Origin of the sequence: Kitasatospora sp. NPDC059973 (assembly GCF_042737525.1) — a bacterium.
Classification (GTDB): domain Bacteria; phylum Actinomycetota; class Actinomycetes; order Streptomycetales; family Streptomycetaceae; genus Kitasatospora.
In genome coordinates this window covers 1-11,535 of record NZ_JBHWUI010000218.1, presented here as the reverse complement: position 1 = coordinate 11,535, position 11,535 = coordinate 1, and the positions used below count along the sequence as shown (strand labels likewise).

10 protein-coding genes are annotated in these 11,535 nt (G+C 74.7%); 3 read left to right on the top strand and 7 right to left on the bottom strand.

Going from position 1 to position 11,535, the window contains the following annotated elements:
• The first annotated feature begins 171 nt into the window (after positions 1 to 171).
• Both ACFWA9_RS35330 and ACFWA9_RS35325 read left to right on the top strand, forming a co-directional pair.
• Positions 172 to 792, top strand: a complete 621-nt coding sequence (locus ACFWA9_RS35330) for a GDSL-type esterase/lipase family protein (protein WP_380392964.1) — start codon at positions 172 to 174, stop codon at positions 790 to 792.
• A 64-nt stretch (positions 793 to 856) separates the two neighbouring features.
• Positions 857 to 1,813 carry an aldo/keto reductase gene (locus ACFWA9_RS35325; protein ID WP_329487070.1) on the top strand — a complete coding sequence of 319 codons (957 nt, stop codon included), beginning with the start codon at positions 857 to 859 and terminating at the stop codon, positions 1,811 to 1,813.
• 98 nt (positions 1,814 to 1,911) lie between these two features.
• Here ACFWA9_RS35325 and ACFWA9_RS35320 read toward each other — a convergent pair whose 3' ends face one another.
• From ACFWA9_RS35320 to ACFWA9_RS35305, 4 genes are all read right to left on the bottom strand, one after another.
• Complete coding sequence (locus tag ACFWA9_RS35320) at positions 1,912 to 2,565, bottom strand: GNAT family N-acetyltransferase (RefSeq protein ID WP_380392961.1); 654 nt, start codon at positions 2,563 to 2,565, stop codon at positions 1,912 to 1,914.
• A gap of 76 nt (positions 2,566 to 2,641) precedes the next feature.
• Entirely contained in the window at positions 2,642 to 3,319 is a 678-nt protein-coding gene (locus ACFWA9_RS35315; RefSeq protein ID WP_329487068.1) for a nitroreductase family protein, read from the bottom strand.
• 76 nt (positions 3,320 to 3,395) lie between these two features.
• On the bottom strand, positions 3,396 to 5,033 hold the full coding sequence (locus ACFWA9_RS35310) for an ABC-F family ATP-binding cassette domain-containing protein (protein ID WP_352296532.1): 1,638 nt from the start codon (positions 5,031 to 5,033) through the stop codon (positions 3,396 to 3,398).
• A gap of 99 nt (positions 5,034 to 5,132) precedes the next feature.
• Complete coding sequence (locus tag ACFWA9_RS35305; RefSeq protein WP_380392958.1) at positions 5,133 to 6,356, bottom strand: hypothetical protein; 1,224 nt, start codon at positions 6,354 to 6,356, stop codon at positions 5,133 to 5,135.
• Between the two features lie 458 nt (positions 6,357 to 6,814).
• Between ACFWA9_RS35305 and ACFWA9_RS35300 the strand changes: the two genes are divergently transcribed.
• Positions 6,815 to 8,422: an ABC-F family ATP-binding cassette domain-containing protein gene (locus tag ACFWA9_RS35300; RefSeq protein WP_380392956.1), complete on the top strand. Its 1,608-nt coding sequence runs from the start codon at positions 6,815 to 6,817 to the stop codon at positions 8,420 to 8,422.
• A gap of 111 nt (positions 8,423 to 8,533) precedes the next feature.
• Here ACFWA9_RS35300 and ACFWA9_RS35295 read toward each other — a convergent pair whose 3' ends face one another.
• From ACFWA9_RS35295 to ACFWA9_RS35285, 3 genes are all read right to left on the bottom strand, one after another.
• Positions 8,534 to 9,193 (bottom strand): Pr6Pr family membrane protein, encoded by a 660-nt coding sequence (locus tag ACFWA9_RS35295; RefSeq protein ID WP_359810642.1) that lies wholly within the window; start codon positions 9,191 to 9,193, stop codon positions 8,534 to 8,536.
• 200 nt (positions 9,194 to 9,393) lie between these two features.
• On the bottom strand, positions 9,394 to 10,071 hold the full coding sequence (locus ACFWA9_RS35290; RefSeq protein WP_380392954.1) for a response regulator: 678 nt from the start codon (positions 10,069 to 10,071) through the stop codon (positions 9,394 to 9,396).
• The gene (locus tag ACFWA9_RS35285; RefSeq protein WP_380392951.1) at positions 10,068 to 11,351 is read right to left on the bottom strand and encodes a sensor histidine kinase; all 1,284 of its coding nucleotides are present in this window, start codon (positions 11,349 to 11,351) and stop codon (positions 10,068 to 10,070) included. Before ACFWA9_RS35285 ends, ACFWA9_RS35290 begins: the two co-directional genes overlap by 4 nt.
• Positions 11,352 to 11,535 lie beyond the last annotated feature (184 nt).

The window sequence follows — 11,535 nt, the reverse complement described above, 5'->3', positions numbered from 1 at the left end:
CGATCCGCGCGCCCCGGCCGCGCTTCGTACGCTCCCCGTCCTGGCGCTCGGCCGGGTCCGGCCGCGCGCCAGGACGGGTGCCGACCGCGCCGACAGGCCGGGGCCGGGGGTGGCGGCGTCCACCCTGTGGAAAGGTGCCCGGCGTGGTCGGCCGCGCCCTACCGTGACCGGATGATCGAGGACTTGCGCATCTGCTTCATCGGGGACTCCTTCACCCAGGGCGTCGGTGACCCGGAGTACCGCGGCTGGGTCGGCCGGGTGCTCCAGGAGACCGGCCGGGCGGCGCCCGCCGAGCTCACCGCCTTCAACCTGGGCGTCCGGCGCAACACCTCCTCGGACGTGCTGCGCCGGATCTGGCCGGAGCTCGACGCCCGGACCCTGCCAGGCGCGGACAACCGGCTGGTGGTCTCGGTCGGCAGCAACGACGCCACGCCGCAGGACGGCGGACCCCGGGTGGCGCCGGCCCGCTGCCTGGCCGACCTGACCGCGATCCTGGACGGCGCCCGCGAGCGCGGCCTCGGCGTGCTCGTGGTCGGGCCGCCGCCGGTGACGTGCTGGGGCCGGGACCACCTGGAGCCGCTGCTGGACCTCGCCGGGCGGATCGCCGGGCTCTGCTCCGAGCGCGGCGTGCCGTTCGTCGACGTGACGGCCGCGCTCGCCGCGGACCGGGTCTGGGCGGCCGAGGCGGCGGCGGGCGACGGCGCGCACCCGGGCGCCGGCGGCTACCGCGTCCTCGCCGATCTCGTGCTGTCCGGCGGCTGGCGGGACTTCGTGCGGGGCGCGCGGGCTTGACCTTGAGCGCACTCCAAGGGAGAGGCTGGTGCCGTTGATCCACGACACGAAGGAGCACCGGAAGATGCGTACCACCACGCTTGGTCAGCAGGGTCCCGAGGTCGGAGTGGTCGGTCTCGGCTGCATGGGCATGACCTGGGCCTACGACCTGCGCAACCGTGACGACGACACCTCGGCCCGGGTGATCCGCGAGGCGCTGGACCTCGGCGTCACGCTGATCGACACCGCCGACATCTACGGCCCGTACAGCAACGAGGAGGTGGTCGGCGCCGCCCTGGCCGGCCCGTACCGGGAGCGCGCGGTGCTGGCCACCAAGGTCGGCCTGGTGCCGGGCACCGGCGACCGGCGGGTCGACAACGACGGTCGGCCCGAGCACGTGCGGCGCGCGATCGACGAGAGCCTGCGCCGTCTGGGCACCGACCACGTCGACCTCTACCAGCTGCACCGGGTCGACCCGGAGGTGCCGATCGAGGAGACCTGGGGCGCGCTCGCCGAGGCCGTCGCGGCCGGCAAGGCGCTCCGGATCGGGCTCTCCGAGGTCACCGTCGAGGAGATCAAGCGGGCCCAGGCGGTGCACCCGGTGGCGTCCGTGCAGTCCGAGCTGTCGCTGTGGACCAGGGACGCGCTGGCCGAGGTGCTGCCGTACACCGAGGCCGAGGGCATCGCCTTCCTGCCGTTCTCGCCGCTCGGCCGGGGCTTCCTGACCGGCAGCATCTCCTCCCTGGACGAGCTGCCGGCGGACGACTTCCGCCGCTCGCTGCCGCGCTTCCAGCAGGACGCGCTGGCGGCCAACCTGGCCCTGGTGGCGAAGGTGAAGGAGGTCGCCGACCGGGTCGGCGCGACGCCCGCGCAGGTCGCGCTGGCCTGGGTGCTGGCGCAGGGCCGGTACGTCCTTCCGATCCCGGGCACCAAGACGCCGCGCTACCTGGTGGACAACGCCGGGGCGGCCGACCTGGTGCTCTCGGCGGCCGACCTCGCCGAGCTGGACGCGCTGCCGGCGCCGACCGGCGGGCGCTACTGACCGGGTGACGGGCCGGGCTGCCCGGCCGGGCTTCCGGGCCGGGCTCCCGGGGCCGGCGGCACAGGGTGCGGGGCCGACCGGGCCGGCCGGCCCCGCGCTCAGCGCTCCTTGACCCAGACCAGCTGCCGGCCCGTCTCACCGGGCGCCCGAACCGCCGCGTCGGCGATCCGGGCCAGCCGGAAGCCGAGCTTGCGCGGCACGGCCGCACTGGCGGTGTTGGCCTGGTCGCAGTGGATCTCCACCCGCCGGACGCCGGGCAGCGCGAGCGCGGCGGCGCTCAGCGCCCCGGCGGCGGTGGTGGCGATGCCCCGGCCGCCGTGCTTCGAGCCCACCCAGTAGCCGATCTCCAGCGCCCCCGGCCCGATCCGGCCGTGCAGGCCGAACGAGCCGATGACGCTGCCGGGTTCGGCGTCCAGGCCGACCAGGTAGATGAAGTCGGTGCCCGCGTCCCAGGCGGCCGCGCCGGCCGCGGTCAGCTCGGTGGTCTGCGCCAGCGTGGGGGCCGCGGCGGCCCACTCCAGCCAGGGCCGCAGATGCTCCAGATCGGTCCGGACGGCGGCGTTCAGCGCGCGCGCGTACGCGGCCGAGCGGCGGCGCAGGGAGATCCCGCCGGCCAGCCGCAGCAGTTCCGGCGGCCGGCCGGTGGAGATCTCGCCCGGGGCCGGTCGGCGCCGTCCGGTGCCGGATCCGGTGGCGGGGGCGGTGGCAGGGCCGGGTACGTCCTCGCAGGGTGGTGGCGTGACGTGAGTCATGACAGCGATTATGGGCGGGCCCCGGAGCGCCGGCCACCGCCGAACCGCGGGGGAGCCGGCGCCGCCCCCGGGCGCGTCAGAGGCGTGTCAGCACGTCGTCGAGCTCCTTGCGCCGCAGGTCGGGGACGCGCGCCCCCTCCGCCGGATAGCCCACCGGGATGACGTAGGCGGCCCGCTCCTCGGCCGGCCGTTCGCACACCTCGTTGAGGAACTTCATCGGGCTCGGGGTGTGGGTGAGCGTGGCCAGGCCCGCCTGGTGCAGGGTGGCGAGCAGCAGTCCGACGGCGATGCCGACGGACTCCTTGGTGTAGTAGGGGCGCGGCGACCGCGGGCCCTTGTGCACCTCGAAGACGACGATCACGGCGGGCGCGTCCTCCAGGAACGGCTTCCGCCAGTCGGTGCCGATCGGGGCCAGCGCGGCCAGCCACTCCTCGGAGGCCCGGTGCGCGTAGAACTCGCGCTCCTCGGCCTCGGCGGCCTCGCGCAGCCGCCGCTTGCGCTCCGGATCGGTGATCACCACGAACCGCCAGGGCTGGACGTGCGCGCCGCTGGGCGCGGTGTTCGCGGTGCGGATCGCCCATTCGACGACGCCGTCCGGGATCGGGCGGGTCGCGTAGTCGCGGACGGTCCGGCGCCGCGCCATCACGTCGTGGAAGGACCTGCTGCGTGCCTCTGCCTCGTGGGCGGGCACCGTCATCGGGATCAGCGGGACGGTCGGGTAGGCGGGCGTCCCTGCCACTGCACTGTCAACCATGGCCGACAGCACAGCACATGACGGGCGGTCCGGGAAGAGTCCCGGACCGCCCGATCGTACGAGTGGACCAGACCACTCAGCTCTCGTGGACGCGCCCGCCGCGGACCTCGATCCGCCGGTTGACCTGCACCGTGTCCAGCATCCGCCGGTCGTGGGTGACCAGCAGCAGCGTGCCGGTGTACGAGGCCAGCGCGGACTCCAACTGCTCGATGGCGACCAGGTCCAGGTGGTTGGTGGGCTCGTCCAGCACCAGCAGGTTCACGCCGCGGGCCTGGAGCAGCGCCAGGGCCGCCCGGGTGCGCTCGCCGGGGGAGAGGGTGTCGGCCGGCCGCAGCACGTGCGCCGCCTTCAGGCCGAACTTGGCCAGCAGGGTGCGCACCTCCTCCGGGCTCAACTCCGGTACGGCGGCGGCGAACGCGTCCGAGAGCGGCTCCCCGCCCAGGAACAGGCCGCGGGCCTGGTCCACCTCGCCGACGACCACGCCCGAGCCCAGCGCGGCGTCGCCGCCGTCGAGTTCGAGCCGGCCGAGCAGCGCGGCCAGCAGGGTGGACTTGCCCGCGCCGTTGGCACCGGTGATCGCGACCCGGTCGGCCCAGTCGATCTGCAGGTCCACCGGTCCCAGGGCGAAGTCGCCACGCCGGACGGTGGCCCCCCGCAGGGTGGCGACCACGGCGCCGGAACGCGGCGCGGTGGCGATCTCCATCCGCAGCTCCCACTCCTTGCGGGGCTCCTCGACCACGTCGAGCCGCTCGATCATCCGCTGGGTCTGCCGGGCCTTGGAGGCCTGCTTCTCGGTCGACTCGGTCCGCATCGCGCGGCCCATCTTGTCGTTGTCGCCGGCCTTGCGGCGCGCGTTGCGCACCCCGTGCTCCATCCAGCCGCGCTGCATCCGCGCCCGGGCCTCCAGGCCGGCCTTGGTGTCGGCGTACTCGTCGTACTCCTCGCGGGCGTGCCGGCGGGCCACCGCGCGCTCCTCCAGGTACGCCTCGTAGCCGCCGCCGTACAGGTTGACCTGCTGCTGGGCGAGGTCCAGCTCCAGCACCCGGGTGACCGTCCGGGCCAGGAACTCGCGGTCGTGGCTGATCACCACGGTGCCCGCGCGCAGGCCCTTGACGAAGGACTCCAGGCGCTCCAGGCCGTCCAGGTCGAGGTCGTTGGTGGGCTCGTCGAGCAGGAAGACGTCGTAGCGGGAGAGCAGCAGCGAGGCGAGGCCGGCCCGGGCGGCCTGGCCGCCGGAGAGCGCGGTCATCGGCAGGTCCAGCGAGACCGTCAGCCCGAGCGAGCCGGCGACCTCCTCGGCCCGCTCCTCCAGATCGGCGCCGCCGAGGTCCAGCCAGCGGTCCAGGCTGGCCGCGTAGTCGTCGTCGGCGCCGGGGCGGCTCTCGACCAGGCCCTCGGTGGCCAGGTCCAGGGCCGCCTGGGCGGCCGCCACGCCGGTGCGCCGGGCCAGGAAGTCCCGGACCGACTCGCCCTCGCGCCGCTCCGGCTCCTGCGGCAGGTGGCCGATGTTCGCGCCCGCCGGGCTGAGCCGCAGCGAGCCGCCCTCGGGGGTGTCCAGCCCGGCCAGCAGCCGCAGCAGCGTCGACTTGCCGGCGCCGTTCACGCCGACCAGCCCGATCACGTCACCGGGGGCGACGACCAGGTCCAGGCCGGAGAAGAGGGTGCGGTCGCCGTGGCCGGCGACGAGGTCCTTGACTACGAGTGTGGCGCTCATGATGTCTCCGATTCTAGGAGAGCGGGGGAGCGCGCCGGGGCCCGCGGCGGGAAAGGCCGCGGGCCCCGGGGTCGGACGTGCTGCCGGAGGTGACTCAGGTCACTTCGTCTTCTTGGAGATGTACTCCAGCGCGTGCTGGGCGACGTCGTCCAGGTAGGGGCCGGCCTCCCAGGTGTTGTCGTTGCCCCCGATGGAGGTGTCCGAGACCAGCACCTGCTTGCCGTCCTTGGTCGCGAACCAGCCGCCGCCGCTGTCGCCGCCGGTGCCGTTGCAGCCGATGGTCAGCATCGCCGGGCGGCTCGGGTCGATCGTGTGGCGGACCGGCTTGCCGCTGTCGCAGTGCTCCAGCTCCATGCCGTCGAAGGGCTTGCCGGCCGGGAAGCCGTAGCTGCTCACGGCGGAGACCTGGTCGCGCGGGGCGTTGAACCAGACCGGCACGGAGCCGCCGACGACCTCCTCCAGCGACTTCTTGCTGCCGTCCGGGTTGGCCACCCGGATGATGCCGAAGTCGTACTGGCTCCACGGGCCGCCGTACTCCGGGTCGGCCTCGTCCGCCCAGGTCGGGGAGACGATGCCGGCCACCGCGCCCCACTCGCCGTACGGCTCGGCCTGCGCCAGCGGCGCCTGCTTCCCGCCGCTCAGCACGCCGGTGCTGTTGAAGGCCGGGGCGAAGGTGATGTTGGTGTGCGACTTGCCGCCCTTGCCGCCGTGCAGGCAGTGGCTGGCGGTCCACACCAGGTTGCTCTTGCCGGGGTTGGCCGGGTCGGAGATCACGGTGCCGGAGCAGACGTACTCCTGCGCGCCGTCCTGGAAGAACAGCTTGCCGTTCACGTGGAAGTTCTTCGCGTACGGGTGCGGGACGGGCTTCTCCTGGACGACCTTCGGCAGCGGGTCGTTGCCGTTGTCCGCCGGCGGCTGGGAGCCCGGCTGGCTCGGCGTCGCGCCGGTGGGCTGGGCCGTGGGCTGCGCCGCGGTCGGCTGGCCGCTGGGCTCCTTGGCCGGCCCGGGCTTGTACGGCTTGGCCTTGAGGATCTTCTGGAGGTCCCAGAAGCCCTGCACGGCCGGGGTGATCACGTTCTGCTGGGCCCACTTGTCCCAGTCCTCGAACTTCCACTTCTTCAGCTCGTCGAGGGTGGGCAGCTTGACCGGGGCGGCGCCCGGTGTGCCGGTGCCGGCCCCGGTGGTCGCGGCGGCGGTCGGCGCCGCGGTCTGGGCCCCGGTGGCGTCGCTGTTGTCCGGACCGCACGCGGTCGCGACCACCATCGTCAGCGCGACGACGGAGGCGCCCAGCGCAGCACGCGTGGTCCGGGATATCGGTGACATGAGTTCAGTTCCCCCTGTGGATGCGTGCCATGCCGCCCGAGCCGCAGGCATGGCAGGGGAGGAGTCTGCCATGCGGGCGGCGGCGCCCCCGCCCGAGGGTCGGACCGGGGCGGAGCTGTCACGGGATCAGCACGTGATCCGCACGGAATTAATCGCTTGCCGGGCCCCGGGAGCCTCCGTACCGTGGTTCGTGCCACCCGCCAGAACAGGAGAAGGCCGTTGCTCTACTGAGGTCCCGAGACACCGCCCCCCGCCGCCCCGCAGCCCTGCTGCCCGCGGTGTGTGCGTGTGCGAGTGCGCGACCTCAGTGGTGAGCCGGCCCGGCATCCCTCCGTCCGATCTTCGACGGTCCTCGCTGCCCGCCCGGCCCCGCCACGCTCCGGGCCCCTCCACGCGCCGCCCGCGGTGTCTCCCGTGTTGCTCCCCAGACCGTCTGCAACCACCCGGGAGGCCTCCCCATGGCATCACCCAGTACCGCTGTCCTCTGCACCGACCTCGGCTTCGAGTGGCCCGACGGCACGACCGTGCTCGACGGCTTCCACATCGCCGTCGGCCCCGGCCGGACGGGCCTGATCGGCCTCAACGGCGCGGGGAAGTCCACCCTGCTGCGCCTCGTCGCGGGCGAACTCACCCCCACCGCCGGCGCCGTCAGGGTCGGCGGCGAGCTCGGCTACCTGCCGCAGGGCCTCACCCTCGACACCGGGCTGAGGGTCGACGAGGCGCTCGGCATCCGGGCCACCCGGGAGGCGCTGCACGCCATCGAGTCCGGCGACACCGACCAGCGCCACTTCGACGCCGTCGGCGACGACTGGGACGTCGAGGAGCGCGCCCGCGCCACCCTCGACCGGCTCGGTCTGGACCGGCTCGGCCTCGACCGCACCACCGGCGAACTCTCCGGCGGCGAGGCCGTGCTGCTGCGGCTGGCCGCCCTGCTGGTGCGCCGGCCGGACGTCCTGCTGCTCGACGAGCCGACCAACAACCTCGACCGGTCCGCCCGCGAGCGGCTCTACGAGACGGTGGCCGGCTGGAGCGGGGTGATGGTGATCGTCAGCCACGACCGCGAGCTGCTCCAGCACGTGGACCAGATCGCCGACCTCAGGGACGGCCAGGTCACCTGGTACGGCGGCAACTTCGCCGACTACGAGCGGACGGTCGCCGCGCAGCAGGAGACGGCGGAGCGGCTGCTGCGCAACGCCGAGGCCGATGTCCAGCGCCAGAAGCGGGACTTGGTCGACGCCCGTGCCAAGCTGGACCGCAGCGCCAGCTACGGCAGGAAGCGCTCGGTCACCCGCAACGACCCGCACATCTTCGCGGGCAAGCTGAAGCGCCAGGGCCAGGAGACCGCCGGGCGGCTCCAGGGCATGCACACCGAGCGACTGGAGGAGGCCAAGCAGCGGCTCACCGCCGCCGAGGAGGCGGTCCGCGACGACGCCGAGATCCGGATCGACCTGCCCCGCACCGCCGTGCCGGCCGGGCGCACGGTGCTCACCCTGCAGAAGGTCCGGCTGCCGTACGGCACCACCGCCGACCTCGACCTGCGCGGACCCGAGCGGATCGCCCTGATCGGCCGCAACGGCGCCGGCAAGTCCACCCTGCTGCGCACCATCGCGGGCGAACTCGCCCCGCTGGAGGGGGAGATCATCACCCCGGTGCCGCTGCGCCACCTGCCGCAGCGGCTGGACGTGCTGGACGACGGGCTGAGCGTCGTGGGGAACGTCAAGCAGTTCGCCCCGGCCGCGGGGGACAACGCGATCCGGGCCAGGCTGGCCCGCTTCCTGTTCCGCGGCGGCCGGGCCGACCAGCCCGCCGCCACCCTCTCCGGCGGCGAGCGGTTCCGGGCCACGCTGGCCGCGCTGTTGCTGGCCGATCCGCCGCCGCAGCTGCTGCTGCTCGACGAGCCGACCAACAACCTCGACCTGGCCAGTGTCCGCCAGCTGACCCAGGCGCTCGCGTCCTACCAGGGGGCGCTGCTCGTCGCCAGCCACGACCTGCCGTTCCTGCGCGGCCTCGGGATCACCCGCTGGCTGGAGCTGGACGGCGAACTGCGGCCGGTGGGCCCGCGGTAGCCGGCCGGCGCCGGGGCCCGGCCCACCGGGTCGGGCCCCGATGGCGGGGTCGGCCCGGGCGGCCGGCGCCGGCGCCGCTTCACGCCCCGGTTCAGGCTTTGGTGGGCCGGTTCAGGCCCCGGTGGGCTCGGTCGCGGGCCGCAGCTTGCGGGCGACCAGCGTGCCGAGCCGGTCCAGGCCGACCACCGTGGCCGCGAGGACGACGAACTCGACGGTCAGCAGCGCGATCTGGCCCCAGACGTAGCCGTAGCCCTTGGTCGTCGGGTCGAAGAAGAAGTACGGGTACGGCAGCGGGTAGTTGGAGAACAGCCCGTTGCGGGCGAGCACGATCGCCGCGTAGCCGAGCGGGAAGGCCAGCCAGAGCGGGATGTCGCGCCAGGCGGAGGCGTTGCGCGGCTTCAGCGTCAGCCAGTCGATGATCACCATCACCGGCGTGACGTAGTGCAGGAAGAAGGACGACCAGTGCTGCAGCTTGTCCGGCCCGTCGAAGAGCCCGGGCAGCGGGTTGGCGCCGTGCTCCAGCAGGATGTGCGAGACCAGCCCGGTGATCAGGATGTAGAGCGTGGCCGCCCCGCGCAGCCGGGGGGCGGGCGCGTCCACCGTGCCGCGCTTGACCATCCAGTAGACCGCGCCGATGAAGTAGCCGAGCACGATCACGTTGCTCTGGATGGTGAAGTAGACCAGCGGGGCGGTCTGGAGGGTCAGGCCGAGGCCCGCCGAGAGCACGATGCCCATGCGCCACCAGAGCGCGGGGCTGGTCCGGACTGACATGCGGTCACCAGTTCGTTTCAGGCGATACGGGAGGTATCGGGTGGAAGAGGGGGGATCGACGCACTCTACTCGCTGGTAGGGCCGGGACGGAAGAAACGTCACCGCAGGTGGCAGGCCCCCGGCCCCGGCCGCTCCCTCGTCCCGCCGTCACCCGGCCGCTCCCTCGTCCCCCGCCACCCGGCCGCTCCCTTGTCCCGCCGTCACCCCGGCAGGACGAAGCCCGACTCGTACGCGGCGATCACCGCCTGGGTGCGGTCGCGGGCGCCGAGCTTGGCCAGCACGCTGCCGACGTGCGTCTTGACCGTCTCCGGGCTGAGCACCAGCCGCCCGGCGATCTCGCCGTTGCTGAGCCCGGCGGCCATCAGCCGCAGGACCTGCCCCTCCCGCTCGGTGAGCCGCCCGATCGGCCCGTGCCCCGACGCGGCCGCCGACCGCCCCGCCGGCCGCTGGCGCAGCGCGAGTTCGCGCACGGCGGCCGGGTAGAGCAGCGAGTCCCCGCGCGCGACCAGCCGCACCGCCTGCACCATCTCGTCCGCGCTGGCCCGCTTCAGCAGGAACCCGGCGGCGCCGGCCCGCAGCGCGTCGTACACGTGGTCGTCGTGCTCGAAGGTGGTGACCACCAGGATCCGGGGCGGCTCGGCCATCCCGCCGACCAGCTGCTCGGTGGCCCGGATGCCGTCGATGCCGGGCATCCGGACGTCCATCAGCACCACGTCCGGGCGCAGCTCGCGCACCAGCGGGACGACCGCGGCGCCGTCCGCCGCCTCGCCGACCACGGTGAGGTCCGGCTCCGCGTCGATCACCACCCGCAGGCCGGTCCGCACCAGCCGTTCGTCGTCCGCGATCACCACCCGGACGGTTCCGGTCGGGTCGTTCATCGTGCTCCCTCCAGCGGTAGCCAGGCGGTCAGCCGCCAGGTCGTCCCGTCGTCCGTCGGTCCGGCGGCGCAGCCGCCGCGCAGCACCGCCGTCCGCTCGCCGATCCCGCGCAGCCCCCGGCCGCCGCCGGGGCGGCTGGGCCGGGCCTCGCCCAGCGGATTGGTCAGTTCGATCTCCAGCCGGTCCGCCGCCAGGCCGACCCGGAGCCCGGCGGGCGCCGGCCCGGCGTGCCGCAGCACATTGGTCAGACCCTCCTGGACGATCCGGTAGGCCTCGCGGGAGACGGCGGCCGGCAGCCGGTGCAGCCCGGGGGCCAGCTCGGCGTCGACCTCGACGCCGGTGCGGGCGAGCTGGCGCAGCAGGTCGTCCAGCCCCGCCAGGGTCGGTCCGGCGGACTCCGCGTCCGCCCGGTCCTCCTCGCGGAGCAGCCCGAGCACCGCGTCCAGCTCGGCGACGGCCGCCCGCGCGGTCTCGGCGATCGCCCGCAGTGCCTCGGCGGCGAAGTCCGGGTCGGTCCGCAGCACCCGGGCCGCCGCCGAGGCCTGGATGCCGACCGCGCCGAGCGCGTGGCCGACCGAGTCGTGCAGCTCGCGGGCGAGCCGGTTGCGCTGGGCGAGGACGGCGGCCCGCCGTTCGGCGGCGGCCAGCCGCTCCTCCGGGGTCGGGCCGAGCAGCACCGGCGCCCACCGGGCCAGCAGGGCGCCGCAGCCGGCGCTGGTGGCGAGGATCAGCAGCAGGAGCGCGAGGCCGAGCAGCGGTCCGGGCAGCCAGGCCGGGAACCCGCGGTCCTGCCAGAAGCGCACCACGTCGTCCACCGCCGGCCCGCCGAGCGGAGTGATCACCAGCACCACCGCGAACGGCGTCCCGGCCAGCGTCATCCCGCTGACGATCCCGCCGAACAGCACGTGCAGCACGTACCAGGCGGCGCTCCGGCGCCTGGCGGCCCAGGACCTGGCCGGCCCGGCGGAGACCTCCTCGGCCCGCTCCGGCGCGCAGAGCGCCCGTGCCGCCGCCCCCTCCAGCGACCGGACCGTCGGCACCAGGGCGGTGACGGCGGCCATCGGCAGCGAGAGGGCGAGCGCGGCGAAGTAGAGGAGGACCTGGACCACGGAGCCGTGCGCCGGGTCGAGCGCCCCGAGCAGGACGGTCGAGAGCATCCAGTACGGCATCAGCAGGGCGCCGCCGAGCACCAGGTGCACCCAGCGCAGCCGGGCCCGCCGGCCCAGCAGCGCACCGCCGATCCGCCGCGCGGTGCCGCCCGCGCCCACCCCCGTGATCACCCGGCCGACTCTACGTCAGCGGTCCCGGTGCCCGGGGGGTCCGGCACCGCCTGCCCGGCCAGGGCGACCCCGCCGGCGGAGATCGTTGTGGTCATGCCCCCCACCCTCCCGCGGGCGGGAGCGCCGGTGCCTCCTCCCACCACACGATCCGCCTCCCCCGCCAGGGGGAGCCGGCCGGCCCGGG

Excerpts from the sequence above, each read along its gene's own strand:
- ACFWA9_RS35330 (WP_380392964.1), top strand. The coding sequence starts at position 172 with ATGATCGAGGACTTGCGCATCTGCTTCATCGGGGACTCCTTCACCCAG.
- ACFWA9_RS35325 (WP_329487070.1), top strand. The coding sequence starts at position 857 with ATGCGTACCACCACGCTTGGTCAGCAGGGTCCCGAGGTCGGAGTGGTC.
- ACFWA9_RS35320 (WP_380392961.1), bottom strand. The coding sequence starts at position 2,565 with ATGACTCACGTCACGCCACCACCCTGCGAGGACGTACCCGGCCCTGCC.
- ACFWA9_RS35315 (WP_329487068.1), bottom strand. The coding sequence starts at position 3,319 with ATGGTTGACAGTGCAGTGGCAGGGACGCCCGCCTACCCGACCGTCCCG.
- ACFWA9_RS35310 (WP_352296532.1), bottom strand. The coding sequence starts at position 5,033 with ATGAGCGCCACACTCGTAGTCAAGGACCTCGTCGCCGGCCACGGCGAC.
- ACFWA9_RS35305 (WP_380392958.1), bottom strand. The coding sequence starts at position 6,356 with ATGTCACCGATATCCCGGACCACGCGTGCTGCGCTGGGCGCCTCCGTC.
- ACFWA9_RS35300 (WP_380392956.1), top strand. The coding sequence starts at position 6,815 with ATGGCATCACCCAGTACCGCTGTCCTCTGCACCGACCTCGGCTTCGAG.
- ACFWA9_RS35295 (WP_359810642.1), bottom strand. The coding sequence starts at position 9,193 with ATGTCAGTCCGGACCAGCCCCGCGCTCTGGTGGCGCATGGGCATCGTG.
- ACFWA9_RS35290 (WP_380392954.1), bottom strand. The coding sequence starts at position 10,071 with ATGAACGACCCGACCGGAACCGTCCGGGTGGTGATCGCGGACGACGAA.